Source organism: Dehalobacter sp. TBBPA1 (genome assembly GCF_040931655.1).
Classification (GTDB): domain Bacteria; phylum Bacillota; class Desulfitobacteriia; order Desulfitobacteriales; family Syntrophobotulaceae; genus Dehalobacter; species Dehalobacter restrictus.
In genome coordinates this window covers 411,701-429,391 of record NZ_CP162385.1, presented here as the reverse complement: position 1 = coordinate 429,391, position 17,691 = coordinate 411,701, and the positions used below count along the sequence as shown (strand labels likewise).

At 46.5% G+C, this 17,691-nt stretch carries 17 protein-coding genes; 3 read left to right on the top strand and 14 right to left on the bottom strand.

Annotated features, from left to right (window positions below; genetic code table 11):
• Nucleotides 1-69: 69 nt before the first annotated feature.
• From rlmB to AB3489_RS02035, 8 genes are all read right to left on the bottom strand, one after another.
• On the bottom strand, nucleotides 70-807 hold the full coding sequence (gene rlmB, locus AB3489_RS02070; protein WP_368293798.1) for a 23S rRNA (guanosine(2251)-2'-O)-methyltransferase RlmB: 738 nt from the start codon (nucleotides 805-807) through the stop codon (nucleotides 70-72).
• Nucleotides 808-874: 67 nt separating this feature from the next.
• Nucleotides 875-1,363 carry a dihydrofolate reductase gene (locus tag AB3489_RS02065; protein WP_368293797.1) on the bottom strand — a complete coding sequence of 163 codons (489 nt, stop codon included), beginning with the start codon at nucleotides 1,361-1,363 and terminating at the stop codon, nucleotides 875-877.
• 81 nt (nucleotides 1,364-1,444) lie between these two features.
• Nucleotides 1,445-2,779, bottom strand: coding sequence for an FAD-dependent thymidylate synthase (locus tag AB3489_RS02060; protein WP_368293796.1), 1,335 nt, complete (start codon nucleotides 2,777-2,779; stop codon nucleotides 1,445-1,447).
• On the bottom strand, nucleotides 2,760-3,293 hold the full coding sequence (locus AB3489_RS02055) for a Mini-ribonuclease 3 (RefSeq protein WP_368293795.1): 534 nt from the start codon (nucleotides 3,291-3,293) through the stop codon (nucleotides 2,760-2,762). The genes AB3489_RS02060 and AB3489_RS02055 overlap by 20 nt, the downstream gene beginning before the upstream one ends.
• Before the next feature lie 17 nt (nucleotides 3,294-3,310).
• Nucleotides 3,311-4,774, bottom strand: a complete 1,464-nt coding sequence (gene cysS, locus AB3489_RS02050) for a cysteine--tRNA ligase (RefSeq protein ID WP_368293794.1) — start codon at nucleotides 4,772-4,774, stop codon at nucleotides 3,311-3,313.
• A 19-nt stretch (nucleotides 4,775-4,793) separates the two neighbouring features.
• Nucleotides 4,794-6,251, bottom strand: a complete 1,458-nt coding sequence (gene gltX / locus AB3489_RS02045; RefSeq protein ID WP_368294563.1) for a glutamate--tRNA ligase — start codon at nucleotides 6,249-6,251, stop codon at nucleotides 4,794-4,796.
• A 107-nt stretch (nucleotides 6,252-6,358) separates the two neighbouring features.
• Complete coding sequence (gene ispD / locus AB3489_RS02040; protein WP_368293793.1) at nucleotides 6,359-7,546, bottom strand: 2-C-methyl-D-erythritol 4-phosphate cytidylyltransferase; 1,188 nt, start codon at nucleotides 7,544-7,546, stop codon at nucleotides 6,359-6,361.
• Nucleotides 7,524-8,690 (bottom strand): PIN/TRAM domain-containing protein, encoded by a 1,167-nt coding sequence (locus AB3489_RS02035; protein WP_019225190.1) that lies wholly within the window; start codon nucleotides 8,688-8,690, stop codon nucleotides 7,524-7,526. Before AB3489_RS02035 ends, ispD begins: the two co-directional genes overlap by 23 nt.
• A 270-nt stretch (nucleotides 8,691-8,960) precedes the next feature.
• Between AB3489_RS02035 and AB3489_RS02030 the strand changes: the two genes are divergently transcribed.
• Nucleotides 8,961-9,353, top strand: coding sequence for a hypothetical protein (locus tag AB3489_RS02030; RefSeq protein ID WP_019225189.1), 393 nt, complete (start codon nucleotides 8,961-8,963; stop codon nucleotides 9,351-9,353).
• Nucleotides 9,354-9,506: 153 nt separating this feature from the next.
• On the opposite strand, the gene radA is transcribed toward AB3489_RS02030, so the two are convergent.
• From radA to AB3489_RS02000, 6 genes are all read right to left on the bottom strand, one after another.
• The gene (gene radA, locus AB3489_RS02025; RefSeq protein WP_019225188.1) at nucleotides 9,507-10,847 is read right to left on the bottom strand and encodes a DNA repair protein RadA; all 1,341 of its coding nucleotides are present in this window, start codon (nucleotides 10,845-10,847) and stop codon (nucleotides 9,507-9,509) included.
• 13 nt (nucleotides 10,848-10,860) lie between these two features.
• Entirely contained in the window at nucleotides 10,861-13,344 is a 2,484-nt protein-coding gene (locus AB3489_RS02020; protein ID WP_368293792.1) for an ATP-dependent Clp protease ATP-binding subunit, read from the bottom strand.
• A 26-nt stretch (nucleotides 13,345-13,370) separates the two neighbouring features.
• Nucleotides 13,371-14,438 carry a protein arginine kinase gene (locus AB3489_RS02015; protein ID WP_020491339.1) on the bottom strand — a complete coding sequence of 356 codons (1,068 nt, stop codon included), beginning with the start codon at nucleotides 14,436-14,438 and terminating at the stop codon, nucleotides 13,371-13,373.
• Nucleotides 14,435-14,959, bottom strand: coding sequence for a UvrB/UvrC motif-containing protein (locus AB3489_RS02010; protein ID WP_368293791.1), 525 nt, complete (start codon nucleotides 14,957-14,959; stop codon nucleotides 14,435-14,437). Before AB3489_RS02010 ends, AB3489_RS02015 begins: the two co-directional genes overlap by 4 nt.
• A 14-nt stretch (nucleotides 14,960-14,973) precedes the next feature.
• Nucleotides 14,974-15,447, bottom strand: a complete 474-nt coding sequence (locus tag AB3489_RS02005) for a CtsR family transcriptional regulator (protein ID WP_368293790.1) — start codon at nucleotides 15,445-15,447, stop codon at nucleotides 14,974-14,976.
• A 184-nt stretch (nucleotides 15,448-15,631) separates the two neighbouring features.
• Nucleotides 15,632-16,396, bottom strand: a complete 765-nt coding sequence (locus AB3489_RS02000; protein WP_368293789.1) for a hypothetical protein — start codon at nucleotides 16,394-16,396, stop codon at nucleotides 15,632-15,634.
• A gap of 174 nt (nucleotides 16,397-16,570) precedes the next feature.
• On the opposite strand from AB3489_RS02000, the gene AB3489_RS01995 reads away from it, so the two are divergent.
• Together AB3489_RS01995 and AB3489_RS01990 are read left to right on the top strand one after the other, a co-directional pair.
• Entirely contained in the window at nucleotides 16,571-17,173 is a 603-nt protein-coding gene (locus AB3489_RS01995; RefSeq protein WP_368293787.1) for an NUDIX domain-containing protein, read from the top strand.
• A 121-nt stretch (nucleotides 17,174-17,294) separates the two neighbouring features.
• Nucleotides 17,295-17,687, top strand: a complete 393-nt coding sequence (locus tag AB3489_RS01990; protein ID WP_368293786.1) for a hypothetical protein — start codon at nucleotides 17,295-17,297, stop codon at nucleotides 17,685-17,687.
• Nucleotides 17,688-17,691: the final 4 nt, after the last annotated feature.

The following is a 17,691-nucleotide window of genomic DNA, read 5'->3' as shown; positions in this document are numbered from 1 at the left end:
TTATAACAAAACAATTATACCTGAAATGCACAAATAGCGTCAAGATGAAGATTGGCGGGATATGGCAGATTAAGTCTGATTTCTCTGTCTCCGGACCTCATACATGATAATGGATCCGGCTACGCTGGCATTCAAAGATGAAATTCTGCCATACATTGGCAAGGATATAATTTCATCGCAGGTTTCCCGGATCAGTCTCCCGAGTCCCTTATCCTCTCCGCCAATGACGATGACCCTTGGCCCCTTCAGTTCCGCCTGATAGATATCTTTGCCGCCTGCTTCCGCACCGGATACCCAGCAGCCCTCTTCTTTGAGATATTTAAGTGTCTGGACAAGGTTGCTTACTCTGGCCACAGGCACATATTCCACAGCTCCGGCCGACGTTCTGCCGACAGCTGGCGTGAGTGCGGCACTTCTTCTTTTGGGAATGATCACCCCATGAACACCCGCTGCATCGGCAGTTCGAAGAAGAGCCCCTAAATTATGCGGATCCTCGATCTCATCCAGAACAAGGATAAATGGATCTTCCCCTCTTTGCCTTGCTATCTCCAAAATATCGGATGGTTCTGCATATTCTTTGGCAGCAGCAAATGCCACCACTCCCTGATGCTTTTCTCCGGCAGTATATTTGTCCAGGACAGTATTCTCCACAAATTGGTACGGTATGCCGCGCGCTTTAAGTAGATACAGTATGTCCGAATTTCTTCCCTGCCCCTTTTCATTTTTGATCAGCACTTTATTCACCGGATTCCCGGATTTGATCAGTTCGGTCACAGCGTTGCGCCCGCACACAATATTTTCTTCCAATGCCGGTTTCCCCTTCCGAAAGTTTATCGTAAGCATACTAACCTTTAAAATTTGTATATTACGACGTTCACTTTCTTATATATTTTACAACACTGTACTGAATGTCATTATAAGTTTGCAATTCACCTTCAGACTCGACTTTCCAGTTGTCATCTTCATCGACATTCCTAAGATGCTTATCCGCAGGGAATGTGTGCCTGATTTTTGTTACATACAGTTCATTCAGATAGGGCATGAGCAGCTGAAAAAGTGATTCTCCGCCAATCACACAGATATCGTCCGAAGGGTATTTTTTCAGCTCCTGAAGCAGGTCCTCCAGAGAATGACAGATAATAAATCTTTCATCCTGAAAATCCTTGTTTGTGCTCAGGATAATATTCGTTCTGTCCTTTAAGGGCTCTTTTCCCGGCAATGATTCATAGGTTCCTCTGCCCATGACCACGACCTTGCCAACAGTCATCTGCTTAAAAAACTTCATATCTTCCGGAATTTTCAGCAGCAGGTCTCCTTTATAGCCAATACCCCAGTTTTGATCTACCGAAACGATTGCTTTCATTCATTAGCCCCCTAAAAAATTTTCAGAACAACGCGGCAAATCCTCTGAAGATAATAAAATGCTGCATGTAGTGCGCAGCCGTTACTTTTGCCTGAAATAGAACAGATCTCTTACTTCCTGCTGTTTGCCGCAGGTCATCTTCCCTTCATGGCATTTGCTGACCAGACAGGGCGGCAGTGCTTTTTCATAGAGTACACCGGATAATTCTCTGAGGATCTTCAGTTTCTTGACTGCGAGCTTTCTGATTTCCCACTGGGCGTTCAGGCAGGTCCTTTCCGAGAGCATCTGATTGTCTATCCTCGCATTTGTGGACATAATCATTTTTAAAAGTTGGCAGTTCAGGATAAACGGCATAGCTTTGCCCAGCCCCAATTTTTGATAAATCTCCCTGGAAAATGTCCGATAGGCTTCCGTCAGATTTAAGAACTCCTCCAAAAACGGAGAATTACGAATGCTATCCGGAACGATTACCGGTCTTTCTGTGTCGCTGAAAAGGTTACTGAAGTCTTCCCGGAACATTTCCGGCAGACGATGACGGACCTGCTGGTGATACGTCACCAAGGAACACATCATCCCAAAAGTGGTCCGGACCTGTTCGGCAATACTTTCATGACCGTAACCAAGCACTCTCTGGACAATTTCTTTCGCCTTAACTGGAGCTTCCTCCCCCCAGGACAGCAAAACCTCGGAAGATACCCTGCTTTGAGTGCTGGTCAGAGCGCCCAGACCAGCCTTAATGTCCGGATCCTGACAACTGGATAATAAGATGAGGTCATCTTCGGAGTTAATTCTCGCCAAATCTGTCCGATAGAAGTCCTCAATGATTGTTAATTCTGCCGTACTGTCATAGTCATCGGGGAACAGCGCGCGTAATTCAGTCGGAAGGAAGGCTTCCAGCTCATTTTTCAGGGTCTCGAATATCCCTTCATATTTCCTGTCATTGAATAAAAGAAAGAACTCCCACAGTTTGTCCCCGGACATCGAAACGGATAGATTCGTCTTTGCCGCGAGCGGCAGTATATAGCGGGCATCTTCAATCGGAATCGCGTAAAGGTAATGCTCAGGCTTAGGTCTCCCTTTAAACCCGCCTTCCTTCAGTGCACACATTCTGGTATACAGATCCAATGCTTGCTGCCCGAGCTCCAAGGCTCTGTGGTAATCTTCTGGCGGCAGGTCGGGAAAAGCAAACGCGTCCTGATCAAGCGCCACGTATCTTTGACTTTGTTGTACATAGGATGCTTTCAGCTCACAGAGCAGCATGCTCTGAACCCGGTTGATACCTTCTGCAACAAAGAATATATTGGCCGTTTTCAGAACTTTCTTTAGTTCCGTGGCGGATATCCCGCTTAAATGATTCCGTTTAATCCAGGCTGCGGCTCGGTCCAGTCCGGTATGTTCAAAGTTTGTGATCTTCATGTTCCGACTCCCCCCGTTTTCCGGTTTCTTCGGGTAAGGTACCTCTTTCTGTTTTCTTGCTATTTTCTATCGCCATTGTCTCAAGAATCCCGTCTATGTTGTTTAGAACCGCGCCCATCCGCGTATTTTGGCCAGTAATATGCCAGTAGCCGATAAGCGCTTCGAAGGCTGTAGAATGCCTGTAGGTGACAACATCAACACTACGCGGATAGTGGCCCTTCGCATTCCGACCCCTCAGAACAACCTCTGTTTCCGTTTCATCCAGTTCGTTCATGAGATGCCTCAGAATACCTGCTTGCGTTTTGGCCTGTACATAGAAGATAGCCCGCTTATGCATGAGTTGTACCTTGGCAATGTCCTGCTCCAGAAGATGCTTGCGTACCCATAATTCATAAACAGCGTCACCTATATAGGCAAGCAGCAGGATATTAATATCCTGCCACCGTTTATTGATTTGTACCGACCAAATATCCGGCATGCCGTTATCCTGTTTAGGTTCGTTTTGTTTAGGCAAATGTTATCATCCCTTAACTATTTCAAATACCAGCGGGCACCCTCAGGGGTATCTTCAATCACAATCCCGATTTCTTTAATCCTGTCCCTGATGAGATCCGCAGTCGTCCAGTCCTTGTTCTTACGGGCATTGGCTCTGATCTCCATCACAAGCTCCATAACCTGGGCCAGTTTTCCGGAATCCCCCTGTAAAACTTCAGCCTCGGCTTCCAGATCAAATCCAAGTATCTCAGCCAGCTCTATCAAAGTCTGTGCTGCTTCAGCCAGAGATTCAGTCTTTATAGAAACTTTGGCAAGGTACGTATTGATTCCTTTGGCCAACTCGAATAAGGCTGCATAAGCCTGGGCCGAATTAAAATCATCGTCCATAGCCTGTTCGAAAGCATTCCTGGCCTCCAGACTGGCCTCAGCCATTTCATTATCCGCCTTCTGGTCTCGGTTCGCAGCAATGATACCGAACGTCATACCCTCTTTACCCAGCGCTTTGCCCAAGGCCTCTTTGGCCAGACGCACGCTGTTTTTCAGGCGGTCCAGTCCTTTAGAGGCCATGACCAGCTTCTCATCATCAAAATCCAGCGGACTGCGGTAGTGTGTTCCGAGCAGATAAAAACGGATAACATCTCCCGGGAATTTTCCTGTAACATCTCTGACCAAAAAGAAGTTCCCCAGCGATTTGGACATTTTCTCCTGATTAATGGTAATAAACGCATTATGCATCCAGTACCGCGCAAACTGCTGACCCTCCAGACAGCCTTCGGACTGCGCAATTTCATTCTCATGATGCGGAAAAACCAGGTCGCCTCCGCCCCCATGAATATCAAACCCAGGCCCGAGGTATTTCAAGGACATCGCTGAACATTCAATATGCCAGCCGGGCCTTCCCTTACCCCAGGGACTCTCCCAGAAAGGTTCTCCCGCTTTGGCTTTTTTCCATAGCGCAAAATCCATCGGGTTATGCTTCTTATCGTCCACCTCTACACGTGCTCCGGCCTGCATATCTTCAAGAGTCCGGCCGGACAGCTTGCCGTATCCCGGGAATTTGTCGACAGCGAAATAGACATCCCCGTCAATATTATAGGCTAAGCCCTTTTCCTCCAACCTGCGGATAATGTCAATCATCTCCGGGATATGTTCCGTGGCTTTCGGGTGGATATCGGCAGGAAGAATATTCAAAGCCTTGGCATCCGTAAAGTACTCATTAATATATTTGCCAGCCAGCGCTATCGGGTCACAGTCTTCTTCAGCCGCCCGTTTAATAATCTTATCATCGACGTCGGTAAAATTCTGGATATACGTAACGTCAAATCCTTTATGGATCAGGTAGCGCCTGATCATATCGAATACTACCAGCATCCGGGCATTTCCCAAATGAAAATAATTATACGTCGTGGGGCCGCAGGCGTACATTGAAGCCTTTCCCGGTTCCCTCGGCACAAACTCCTCTTTGCGGCGCGTGAGTGTATTATACAGTCTGATCGCCATCACGATTTCCTCCTTGTACTTACTTCGGATAAGCAGCCGTTTTCTCCAATCGCCCGTAAATATTTTCTTTGCCGAGCAGCTCCATGATCCGGTCGAGGTCAGGGCCATGCATCTGCCCCGTAAGCGCAATCCTAACCGGCATAAATACATCCTTGCCTTTCAGGTTAAGTTCTTTGGTGATCTCTTTTAATATGCTCTTGGCTGCCGGTGCGTCAAGCAGCGCGGCTTCCCGGACCTTGGCTGCAAAAAGCTGCAGTACTACCGGTACGGTATCTGCCTTCATAATCGCTTCAGCTTCCTCCGTCAGCACATCGATTTCTGTTCCAATAAAATAATGAATATAGGACTTAACCTCGCTTAAGCAGTTAATTTTTTCCTTGACGGCGTCAATAAAGCTGGTCACCCACTGCTGTTCAGCCAAAGAAAGCTCATTCGGAAAAAGTCCTTTTTCTCTCAAAAACGGCAGCACCAACCGGGCAAGGTCTGCCGAAGCAGTCTGTTTCAGGTAGTGCGCATTAATGTAGTTCAGTTTATTCAAATCAAAAACTGCCGGGCTCTTTGATACTTTTTCCAATGAAAATTCTTTCTTGAGTTCTTCGATCGTAAAAAATTCCTGCTCACCGGAAGGCGACCAGCCTAAAAGCGCGATAAAGTTCACGACGGCCTCCGGCAAATACCCTTTATGGAAATAATCCATGACAGCAGTATCCCCGTCCCGTTTGCTCATCTTCCGCCCTTCAGTATTCAAAATCAAGGAGATATGGGCAAAATCCGGTACTTTCATTCCAAGGGCCTCATAAATTAAGACCTGACGCGGCGTATTGGATAGATGTTCTTCTCCTCTGACGACATGCGTGATGCCCATCAGGACATCGTCGATGACCACGGCATAATTGTATGTGGGGATTCCATCTGATTTGACAATGATATAATCCCCGATTCCATTACTTTCAAAAATGACTTTCCCTCTGACCAGGTCATTGATCACGATATCCTGGTCTTCCGGCACTCGGAAGCGGACAACAGGTTTCCTCCCTTCCGCTTCATAAACCTGGCGCTGTTCTGCGGTCAGCGTCCGGCATTTTCCGAGATAGCGCGGGGTCTCCCCACGGGAACTCAGCTCCTGACGCTCCTGTTCCAGTTCTTCTTCTGAACAGTAGCACAGGTAAGCATGTCCGTTCTGAAGAAGCTTATCCGTGTATTCACGGTATGTATCGAGCCTTTCCGTCTGCCTGTAAGGGCCGGAATCTCCGCCGGCGTCTATTCCCTCATCCCAGGTGATCCCCAGCCAGTGCAGCGCTTTCATGATATCCTGCTCTGATTCCCGGCTCGACCGTTCCAGGTCGGTATCCTCTATCCTAAAGACGAAGGTCCCGCCTCTGCCTGCTGCAAACAAATAATTAAAAAGAGCTGACCTGGCTCCTCCGATATGCAGGGGCCCGGTCGGGCTTGGAGCAAACCTTACTTTCACCGTCATAACCGACATAACCTCATTTCTACTTCGTACTGCTTGTCTTCAGCAGGTATTAATAAAATACAAGATATTAAAAATATAAGAATAATTGCGTTTAATATTATATCAGGTCATACAGGCAAAAGACAAACGATTGCCTGGGAACTGATTCCTTCTTCTCTGCCTTCGAAGCCCAGATATTCCGTCGTCGTTGCTTTGATCGATATACAGTCCGGACTTGCGTTCAGAATCTCTGCCAGATTCTTTCTCATCTGCGCGATATAAGGCAATACTTTCGGTTTCTGAGCGACAATCACACTATCTAGATTCCCAAGCCTGTAGCCTTCACCTTGCGCAAGCTTTACAACTTCAGCCAGCAATGCCAGACTGGAAATGCCTTTGTACCGGGCATCGCTGTCGGGAAAATGTTTGCCGATATCACCAAGCGCACAAGCCCCGAGCATCGCATCCATTACGGCATGCGTCAGAACATCCGCATCAGAATGCCCCAAAAGTCCTTTGTCATGGGGAATTTCTACTCCGCCCAGAATCAACATCCGTCCCTCAACCAGTGCATGGACATCGTAGCCCAGTCCTATCTTCATTTGAGGCACCTCTCTTCTTCTGCACAGGATGGACTCCGCCCAAAGCATATCTTCAGGCGTGGTCACTTTGATATTCTCGTAACTACCTTCAACAACCCTGACCGGTAAGCCCTGCCACTCAAATAGAGAAGCATCGTCCGTGGCCAGGTACTGCTGTTCAAAGGCGAGTTTGTGTACTTTTTCTAAAAGGTTCCGGTTAAAAATCTGCGGTGTTTGAATCGCCCGAAGCTGTTCCCGCGGGGGTGTTTCCACAACCCGGCCCTGAGCATCAACCTTTTTCACAGTATCTTTCAAAGGTACAGCCATGACGGCCGCTTCGAAGTCCGCCGTTTCTTCAACAAAACGGTTCAGATTATCCACTGTTAATAAAGGTCTGGCACCGTCATGGACGATCACGCTGTCCACCTCAGTACTTAAGGACTGAAGCGCCCGGTAAACGGATTCCTGCCTTTCAGCACCTCCCTCAACCACTGCCGTTACCTTATTTAGACTGTATTTCGCCACCAACTTTTTAATTGTCAAAATATCTGCCCTTGCCGCAGGAATAATGATCTCTTTAATTAGCGGACAAAGTTCCAGTGTTTTTAGAGTAAAAACAAGGATAGGGGTCCCGGCAAGTTCAAGCAGAAGCTTGTTGCCTTGACCCCCCATCCTTTTTCCCTGCCCAGCAGCAGGTACAATAGCCGCAATATCAACCGAATGCATTAAACTCATGGGAAAACTCCTCAGATGATTTTTCCTGCATCCCTTTGGGTTTAGCAAAGATCATCCTACCTGCAGCAGTTTGCAGAACAGTCGTAACCAGCACGGTGGTCTGTTGCCCAATGTACCTGCGTCCTCCGTCAACGACAACCATCGTTCCGTCATCCAGATAAGCTACGCCCTGTCCAGCCTCTTTTCCTTCCTTCATTATCTGAATATACATCTCTTCGCCCGGAAGGACGACTGGTTTCACAGCATTGGCCAATTCATTGATATTTAAGACTTTTATCCCCTGAAGCTCGGCCACTTTGTTTAGGTTATAATCATTGGTCAATATCGGCGCGTCCAGAATATTCGCCAGTTTGACAAGCTTACTGTCCACTTCAGCGATGTCTTCAAAATCACCTTCGTAGATCTCGACCTTAATGATCGATTCCTTGGAAATCTGATTCAGGATATCAAGTCCTCTCCGACCCCGGTTTCTTTTCAAGGCGTCTGAAGAATCGGCAATATGTCTGAGCTCTTCCAGAACAAAACCAGGAATCAGAAGAACCCCATCTAAAAAGCTCGTTTTGACAATATCCGCAATTCTGCCGTCAATAATCACACTGGTATCAAGCACTTTATAGCCTGCAGCAGCGGATTGTTTCCCGTGTCCTTTATCCTTATTCTTTTCTTTTTCAGCACGTTCCCCTTTCAGCTTGGGTAAAAAGTTGAAAAATCCAAGAATATCATCCTTGCGATTGATCCCAATAATCAGGCCGACGTAGCCAAGTAACAAACTGATGATGACCGACAGAATCGGACCGAGAAACGGAATACCCACAAAAGTAATGCAAACCAGACGGGCAATCAGCAAACCGACAATACCCCCAAGTGAACCTCCGACCAGATCGTGAATCGGCATGCGGATAAGTCTGCTTTCCAGCCATTTGACAAGGCCAATGAAAACTTTCATGCATACAGGGGCAAGAAAGAAACCAAAAGCAGATAACACAATAAAAATAATAATATAAGTCCAGTATAAGTGAATCTCGAAACCTAATGTCTGACTAAGTTGACGAATATCAACAACCTTTAATATCAAGTAATCTACGTAAATTCCTGCTGCACCAAACAGCAGCGTAATGATGCCGCGAACAATTTTGCTAAGCATCAAATTCACCTCCCTTTTTCTATATTTTGGCTAAAAACTATTTTGTTTATACCAGGAGTCTGAAATTTCCCTGATCTGTCCCCTATGAAATTGTTTAGCGGTATTTTCCCCTGTATCTCATCATTATATCAGGTTGTATTTCTCTTTCAAAGTAAACGACAAATTATTTCAATATATCTTAATTCAAGAAATATTTCCCGATTTGATGAAATTGACAACAGCTTCAGATGCTGTCTATAATGAAATTGGCAGAAAGGAAGTGTATGTTCTATGAGTCCAATCAATAATGATTTTCAAGAAACGGTTGATGCTATGCTAATTCGACACCAAAGCATCTTGGATATTTTATCAAAAGGACAAGAGGCTTCTTCCCGGGTAAACAGGGCTATAACAAAGGCTGTGACTTCTTGCGGCTGTGTCTCAGTGGATGCCTACAAGAGCCCAATTCCGGAAAACGCTACCATATCAGATCTTAAGTTTCTCCTGAACAGTCATCTGGTAGGAAACCTTTGTTCCAACTGCCGTGAAGTTGTCGAAACCGAACTGGGAAATCAGCTTTTTTATATCTCAGCTCTTGCCAATATTCTGGGCTTGTCTGTAAACGAAATCCTGGAAAAAGAAGAAAACAGACTCAAAACACTTACTGTTTTTAATTTTAGATAGCTGAGCTTAAAAGAAGATTAAAGGATGCGGAGATATTTTCTGTCATTTTGTATATTTGTATATCAGTTACTAATGTTTACAAATCAGTGATGCCTTGGAATGACTGCCGCGGATGTCTTTTGACATCCTTTTTTATTTTGGTATCAAAATCATCTAAAAAAGAAAATCCAGTACTTCCTCAATGTTCTTAACCGGAATGATTCGGCAATCGGTCTTCCCGATACTGTCTGCATTGACTTTTGGTACCAGGCAATTTTGGAAACCAAATTTTTCCGCTTCTCTGATCCGCTGCTCAATATGAGAAACCCCTCTAATTTCTCCGGTCAAACCGAGTTCCCCGATTAAAGCCATATTTCCAAGCGGCTGATCTTTAATTCCCGACATCACAGAGGCAATAACGGCAAGATCCGCTGCCGGTTCATCCACATCGAGACCCCCGGCAATATTGACAAAAACATCCCGGGTGCCAAAAGCGTACCCGGCTCGTTTGTCCAGGACTGCCAGAAGCATCAGCAGGCGGTGGTAATCCATCCCGTTTACGGTTCTTCTCGGCGGCGCAAAGATGGACGATGTTACCAAAGCCTGGACTTCCACTAAGAGCGGCCTTGTTCCTTCCATCACGACAGCCACCCCGGAACCAGCAGATACCTGTGTATGATCGCCCATAAAAAACATGGAGGGATTTGTAACATCAGCTAGACCGCAGCCTCTCATCTCAAATACCCCAATTTCGTTGGCCGGACCAAAACGGTTTTTAACTGCCCGCAGCAGACGGAAAATATGGTGCTGATCTCCTTCAAAATACAGGACCGTATCGACCATGTGCTCCAGAACCCTGGGTCCGGCAATCGCACCCTCCTTTGTAATATGGCCGGCCAGGAAAACCGTAATCTCATTTTCTTTGGCCAGTTTCAGCAAAAAAGAAGCCCCTTCCCTTACCTGGCTGACGCTTCCGGGTGCAGACTGAACGTCTTCGAGCAGCATTGTCTGGATCGAATCAATAAAAACGACTTTATAGCCTTTGTTCAGCACCTCCGAACGTACTGCTTCCAGGGAATTATCGGCGAGTATATGTACCCGGGAAGAAGAAAGCTCCATTCTGTCAGCCCTGAGTTTGATTTGCCGGGCAGATTCCTCTCCCGACACATAAAGCACATTTTCCTTCCGGGAAAGATATTCTGCCATTTGCAGAAACAAAGTGGATTTGCCAATCCCGGGCTCCCCGCTTAATAGAACAAAGGACCCTTCGACAACCCCTCCCCCGAAAACCCGGTTAAGTTCCGGACTTCCGGTATCAAGTCTCTGCCCTTCCATCGTTTGGATTTCAGTCAGAGGGATCGCCTGAACGATCCCTCTGTGTTCTGTAGGTTTGGATTTTTCTACGCGCTCCTCAATCAGTGTATTCCATTCACCGCATCCGGGACACCTTCCAAGCCATCTCGCGCTTTCCTGCCCGCATTCCCGGCAATAGAACTTCGTCTTCGGACCTGCCAAAATCCCTTCCCCCTTAGACCTTTTCCAGTTTCTTTCCGCCCTTTTTCTTGACGGCAGCGGGTTTCACAAAAACGACTTCTTTGTCGGAAAGTTCGACCTTAATCATATCGCCTGCATTATAAGTTCCTTCAAGAATCTTTTCAGACAGAGGATCCTCAATCATTTTTTGGATAGCCCTCCGTAAAGGACGCGCCCCATAAGTCGGATCATTACCCTCTTCTGCCAGATGCTCCAGAACCTCATCATCCAGGACCAGTTCAAGTTCCTGCTCTTTTAGTCGTTTGCTGACATCCTTGATCAGGATTTTGGTAATCTTCACAAGATCGTCTTGCTTGAGCGGATGGAATACCACCATTTCATCCACTCTGTTCAAAAATTCCGGACGAAAAGTCTTCTTAAGTTCCTCCATGATCCTGGAACTCATGGATTTATATTCGCTTTCTTCGTTTCTTCCGGAGACAAAACCCAGAGATTCTTTTTTGAGGAAAGAAGCTCCGACGTTGGACGTCATAATCAATACGCAGTTGCGGAAATCCACAAGCCTTCCCTTAGAATCCGTGAGCCTGCCGTCTTCCAGTACCTGCAACAGAATATTAAACACTTCAGGATGGGCCTTCTCTATTTCGTCAAACAGAATGACGCTGTATGGTTTCCTGCGGACCGCCTCCGTAAGCTGACCACCTTCATCATGACCGACATATCCCGGAGGCGAACCTACCATCCTGGATACGGCATGCTTTTCCATATATTCGGACATATCAACTCTGATCAACGAATTTTCATCCCCAAACAGAGATTCAGCCAAAGACCTCGCCAGCTGGGTTTTTCCGACTCCTGTCGGTCCGAGGAAGATAAACGAACCAATGGGCCGCTTAGGGTCTTTGAGTCCCGCCCTGGCCCGTCTGATCGAACGGGCAACAGCCGTGACTGCCTCGTCCTGTCCGATCACGCTCTCATGCAGAAGGGATTCCAATTTCAAGAGTCTGAAGCTTTCTCCTTCTTCCAGTTTATTCAGTGGGACTCCTGTCCAACTTGATACGATTCTGGAGATATCCTCTGGCCCCACGACCATCCGGTCCTTTTCTCGGCTTTCCTCCCAGTTCTTACGAATCTCGCTGAGCTTTTCGCGTTTCTTTTGCTCTTCGTCTCTGATTTCGGCAGCCTTTTCGAATTCCTGCCTTTTTACGGCTGCTTCTTTTTCTTTCTTCAGATTTTCGATTTCTTCCTCCAGCTCTTTCAAATCCGACGGTGCCGTAAAACTGTGAATGCGAACTCTGGATGCAGCCTCATCAATTAAATCAATGGCTTTATCGGGTAAAAATCTGTCGGAGATATACCTGTCAGACAAGCGCGCTGCCGCATCAATTGCCTCGTCGGATATCTTCACCCTATGATGGGCTTCATACCTGTCCCTTAAACCCTTTAGAATAGCCACCGTTTCCTCAACCGTAGGCTCTCCTACCTTAATTGGTTGAAAACGCCTTTCCAAGGCCGGATCACGTTCAATATGCTTACGGTATTCATCGAGTGTCGTTGCTCCGATACACTGCATTTCTCCTCTAGCTAGGGCGGGTTTCAGAATATTGGCTGCGTCAATAGCTCCTTCGGCCGCCCCCGCTCCGATCAGCGTATGGAGTTCGTCGATGAAGACAATCACGTTGCCCGCCAGCCGGATTTCTTCCATGACTTTTTTCATTCTCTCTTCAAATTCACCGCGATATTTTGTCCCCGCGACCATTGAAGAAAGATCAAGTGTCACAACCCGTTTATCGACAAGGATCTCCGGTACTTGGTTGTTGACAATTCTTTGGGCTAGACCCTCAGCAATAGCCGTTTTTCCAACCCCGGGTTCTCCAATCAATACAGGGTTGTTCTTTGTCCGGCGGCTCAGCACCTGAATGACTCTTTCGATTTCATTTCCCCGGCCAACGACAGGGTCAAGCTTCCCTTCAGCAGCCATGACCGTCAAGTCCCGTCCGAACTCGTTTAAAGTCGGCGTTCCACCTGTCTGTCCGGGTTTGCCGTTATTCGCGGCACCACTTCCAGGCATTGATGTACCTTCGGTTTCCCCTCCCAGGAGCTCTACAACCTGTTCCCATATTTTTTCCGGACTGATCTTAAGATCCGCCAGGACTCTCGCAGCAATTCCTTCTCCCTCAATGATAAGGCCAAGCAGAATATGTTCGGTTCCAATATAATTGACCCCCTGGCGTTGAGCCTCTTCGGTGGCAAGCTGAATCACGCGCTTCACGCGCGGCGACAATCCGACCTCTCCGCTAATAGGGGTTCCTAAGCCAATGATCTGGGTAATCTTTGCACTTACCTTGTCCGGGTCCAATCCGACCCCGGTCAGCGCCTTCGCAGCGACTCCTTCTCCTTCTTCAATCAAAGCCAGAAGAATATGCTCCGTCCCTATAACCTTATGGCCCATACGTTTGGCAATCGCCTCAGCAAGCATAAATACTTTTTCTGCCTTTTGCGTAAATTTTCTTGACATTTTGATCCTTCCTTTCCTATTGTCGTTTAATTTACATTCTCACTCATTTTTTGATGGTAGATTCCACGCACAAAATGAGCTCTTTCTGCGTTAATATCATAAGCATCCAGCTGCTTATTGCGATTATATTGCAGACATCCCTGCATCGAGTTGATCAAGACAGACACGAAACCTGCAGAGACTCTAGGCAGAATGCCCATATCAATGCCCAGCCGGTCCTCCGATAGAAGAGAATAGATCTCTTCCGTTTCAAGGATTCTGGCATTTTCCAAAGTCCCCCGGGCCCTCCAGACTTTGTCTTCGACGATAAGCGGAGATTCTTTGCGAATAACTTCCCGCATCTGGACTTCCCGTTCCATCAGCTGCCGCGTGACCGCATCAAGATGTGCCAAGGTGTCCTCTTCACTCTTACCTAACGTAACCTGGTTGGATATCTGAAAGATATTTCCGAATGACCTGGAGCCTTCACCGTACACACCGCGTACTGCCAACCCAAGCGACGTCAGGGCACCCAGAACCTGCTGAACCTGATTGGTCAGCACCAGGGCCGGCAAGTGAACCATCACGGATACTCTCAGGCCCGTTCCAACATTGGTGGGACAAGTCGTCAGGTAACCAAACTTTTCTTTATAAGCAATATCCAAATGTGCTTCCAGATGATCATCGACCAATCCTGCAAGATGCCAAGCTTCCCTGAGGCTGTTCCCCGGCATCAGCACCTGAATTCTCAGATGGTCTTCTTCATTGACCATGACTGCAATTTTATGGCTTTCGGACAAGGCCAGACCGCGTGCATATTCAGTCTCCTTAAAACCTGGGCTGACCAGATGCTTTTCAATCAGCACCTTTTTCTCCACTGGAATAAGCATTTTCAACGGAATATAAACAAGCTTTTCTTTTTCAGCAATAAAACCGTCTAAGACACGGGAAATCTGCGCTTCAATTTTTTCGGCATCATCATAGGACATGACGTGAGGGAAAGGATTGTCAGCGATATTTCTGGCCAATCTGATTCTGGAACTCAGTACAATCGGAATGTCCGGCGTATCCTTCATCCAGAAGCTGTCTTTGGCAAGCAGTTCCCGATAAGTCATTTGCTTTCACCTCCGACAGTATTCTCCATTTCTTTAATCCGGTCTCTTAATATGGCTGCCTCTTCGAACTTTTCCGCTTGTACCAGTTCCAAGAGTTGTTGTTTTGATTTGGCTATTTCCTGTTTGTTTCGGAACGAGGCGCCTCCTCTTACCGGCACTTTCCCGACATGCATCCCTCTTCCATGAATCCGGCGCAGGAGCATTTCCATTTGGGGCTCAAATTCATCGTAACATTTGCTGCAGCCCATTTTCCCGGCTTGCTGTATCTGGGAAAAAGTTCTTCCGCATCCGGGACATTTTCCGGTCTGGCTGTCTACGATCGTCTGATCATACTGCCCTGCCGGATTTACCCCAAATAATGCCTGTAAAAAATCCGATACCATTCCAGGGTAGAGATTGAAGCCGGTGCCAGGCGTTTTTTGCGCACACTCCTGACAAAGATGAAGCTGAGCCGCCTGACCATTAATGATTTTGGTCAGATGAACCACAGCCTCCCGTTGTTGACAATTCTGACAAAGCATTGCTATCCCCCCGATCAATCATTGATATCGTCCCGGCACATATTCGCCAGTATTTCTTTCATCATTCGGGCCCTAAGCGTAGAAGGGAAATTCGTCACCCCAACCAAAAGCCGGTCGGAAAAAATCGTTTTTACCAGGATTGCTTCTCTTTTGGTGAACAGATCTTCTTCTCTGAGTCTGTCCACAAGATTATTGGCCCGATCCTGGGAAAGGTCATCCCCAATGAGTTCCGACATGAGTCTCTGGAATTTACCCTCAGGATCAAGTCCCAGCCTAACAATCCTTAAATAACCGCCGCCGCCTCTTCTGCTTTCAACAAGATAACCGCGTTCTGCGGTAAACCTCGTTGTAAGGACATAGTTAATCTGGGAAGGGGCACATGAAAAGAAATCAGCAAGATAACCTCTTTGCAGGACAATATACCCAACTTCGGCCTGCTCTATAATCTTCTTGAGGTACTCCTCGATTCTGTCCGCCAAATTACTCATCGTCATCCATCCTTATTTCAATGTTGACCTTTGCTGACTTTATGACCTTTTTTGACCTTTGCAACTATTTTAACCCTTTTTGATCATTTTGAAAACTATTTTATTAAAAAAACCTATCCGAAGATAGGTTTTTTTGCTCTCTGACTATAAATAATTCAACATTGCTGTACTTAGCGAAAAGTCCTCAATTGCTGATAAAGAAATACCACAAACCGAAGGTGACCGCTGCAACAATCACAACCAGAATAACAAGCTTTAGTCCACCAAAGCCGCGTTTCTGTTCGAACTCAAAATCTAGGTCATCGTCATCGTCCGCACTCGGGTCATTTTTACTATTCATGATATAACTATTTAAATCAGAAAAGCGGCTTCTTTCTTCTGCCCCTACTTCTGTTTCCTCCAGAGTACCCAGATCTGTCGGGTTCATAGCGGTATCTTCTGCGTTGTAGGCTTCATCAGCTTTATTCAAATCATCCGCTGCCTCAGTATCAGCAAGCGGGCTGAAGCTGTCCGGACTTGTTTCCGCCGGATTTTTCATTTCATTAAAATCATCTTCCAGGGAAGCCGCTTGGGAGATAAACAGTCTTTGCAGTTCATCCTGCCCCAAATTTTGATCACCAAGCAAAATCGTTCTGATCTCCTCATTGTCTTCATCCGAATCTCCGGCAAAAACAGGCCCTGCTTCCGCTTGATCCTCTTCCGGAGACTTCCCGGCCGTCCGGCCATATTCTCCGTTGGTCTGGTCAAATTCCCTGGTGTTCTGGTCATACTTGTCAATAGCACCGTCATTAATATCAGCCTCATCTTCAAGACTAAGTTGCCTTCTGATGCTTTCCGCATTTTCCTCGGACAGTTTGGGCTCTATATCTTTCCAATACAAGCCTCCCTCCAACAACTGCCGGAGTTCCTCAGGATCTAGCCAAATCTCTTTTTTCTTATCATTTTTCATTCTTATATTTCCCCCACAGGTTGAAAATTCAGTCGATTAAAGTATTATTTAGTAGTTCTACAAAGAAATTATTTATCCTTCGTGCCGTATTTCCCAATTTAGATAAAATTTGCATCTTCTCTCTTTCAGGATAAAATAGGATTAATAACTTTGATTAGAGAAAGAAGGAATCATATGCCGTCTCTTTATCCGGAATTTAAGTTTTGTCCCGTGTGTTCTGCCGCCCTGGAGTATAAACTAATTGAAGACAAAAAGAGGCAAAGCTGCCCGGCCTGTGACTATATCCACTGGGGGGAATACTCCCTGGGCGTAGGCGGTCTTTTGCTTCAAGATGACAAAGTACTCCTCGTCCAAAGAGCGCATAACCCCGGTAAAGGAAGATGGACTATTCCCGGTGGCTATGTAGAACAGGATGAAAAAATTGCCCAAGCGGTTGTTAGGGAAGTCCGCGAGGAAACCGGCATCCTGTCGAAGCCTGTAAGCATTCTGGCAGTCCGCGATTACCCTGAAGATATCCCGAACGTGAAACACAATATTTATATTGTCTTCTTTCTTCGCGGTCTGGGCGGTCAATTAAAACATGATCCGGTCGAGGTAATCCAGGCCGGTTTCTACTCGCTCGAAGATTGTCGTAATTTACCTATCGCCCCGATGAGTCTTGAAGTGATCACAAAAGCAATCGAACACATTGGAAAAGAGAATCCTTTCCCAGGACTAATTCACAAAGAAGGAGTCCCCGTATTCGGTGCGCTTTCCGAACTATTCACTTTTATCTAAGAATAGTTAAGATTAGGGTTAACCATGGTACTAATTATTAAGGGATATTTTACAATAAGTAAAATATCCCTCCCTGTCACAAACTATGATCATGCTAAAACGATATTTATTTTACGGGCTGATGGGCTGGAGCCTCGAAATAATCTGGACAGGACTTGATTCTTTTGTCCACGGGGATTTCCGGCTGATGGGCTTTACCAACCTTTGGATGTTCTTTATATATGGCTCCGCTGTTATTCTTGAACCTTTGCACGATTTGATTTCAGAGTGGAGGTGGCCGCTGAGGGGACTCGTCTGGCTTGCAGCAATTTGGGGGATAGAATATTTAAGCGGCCTGTTTTTACTTAAACTTCTTGGGGTCTATCCCTGGAAGTATACGGATCCGCTGGCGATAAACGGACTTATTACGCTGAGCTTTGCGCCGGTGTGGTTTGCTGGCGGTCTTCTCTTTGAGCGAGTCCATCGGAAACTTGATGCTTTTGTCGTACTCACAAATAGATACACGGAAAGGTAACAAG

Excerpts from the sequence above, each read along its gene's own strand:
- ispD (WP_368293793.1), bottom strand. The coding sequence starts at position 7,546 with ATGAGTTTAATGCATTCGGTTGATATTGCGGCTATTGTACCTGCTGCT.
- AB3489_RS02060 (WP_368293796.1), bottom strand. The coding sequence starts at position 2,779 with ATGAAGATCACAAACTTTGAACATACCGGACTGGACCGAGCCGCAGCC.
- AB3489_RS01990 (WP_368293786.1), top strand. The coding sequence starts at position 17,295 with ATGGGCTGGAGCCTCGAAATAATCTGGACAGGACTTGATTCTTTTGTC.
- AB3489_RS02005 (WP_368293790.1), bottom strand. The coding sequence starts at position 15,447 with ATGAGTAATTTGGCGGACAGAATCGAGGAGTACCTCAAGAAGATTATA.
- AB3489_RS02015 (WP_020491339.1), bottom strand. The coding sequence starts at position 14,438 with ATGACTTATCGGGAACTGCTTGCCAAAGACAGCTTCTGGATGAAGGAT.
- AB3489_RS02035 (WP_019225190.1), bottom strand. The coding sequence starts at position 8,690 with ATGCTTAGCAAAATTGTTCGCGGCATCATTACGCTGCTGTTTGGTGCA.
- AB3489_RS02020 (WP_368293792.1), bottom strand. The coding sequence starts at position 13,344 with ATGTCAAGAAAATTTACGCAAAAGGCAGAAAAAGTATTTATGCTTGCT.
- cysS (WP_368293794.1), bottom strand. The coding sequence starts at position 4,774 with ATGGCGATCAGACTGTATAATACACTCACGCGCCGCAAAGAGGAGTTT.
- AB3489_RS02010 (WP_368293791.1), bottom strand. The coding sequence starts at position 14,959 with ATGCTTTGTCAGAATTGTCAACAACGGGAGGCTGTGGTTCATCTGACC.
- AB3489_RS02065 (WP_368293797.1), bottom strand. The coding sequence starts at position 1,363 with ATGAAAGCAATCGTTTCGGTAGATCAAAACTGGGGTATTGGCTATAAA.
- AB3489_RS01995 (WP_368293787.1), top strand. The coding sequence starts at position 16,571 with ATGCCGTCTCTTTATCCGGAATTTAAGTTTTGTCCCGTGTGTTCTGCC.
- AB3489_RS02030 (WP_019225189.1), top strand. The coding sequence starts at position 8,961 with ATGAGTCCAATCAATAATGATTTTCAAGAAACGGTTGATGCTATGCTA.
- AB3489_RS02000 (WP_368293789.1), bottom strand. The coding sequence starts at position 16,396 with ATGAAAAATGATAAGAAAAAAGAGATTTGGCTAGATCCTGAGGAACTC.
- gltX (WP_368294563.1), bottom strand. The coding sequence starts at position 6,251 with ATGACGGTGAAAGTAAGGTTTGCTCCAAGCCCGACCGGGCCCCTGCAT.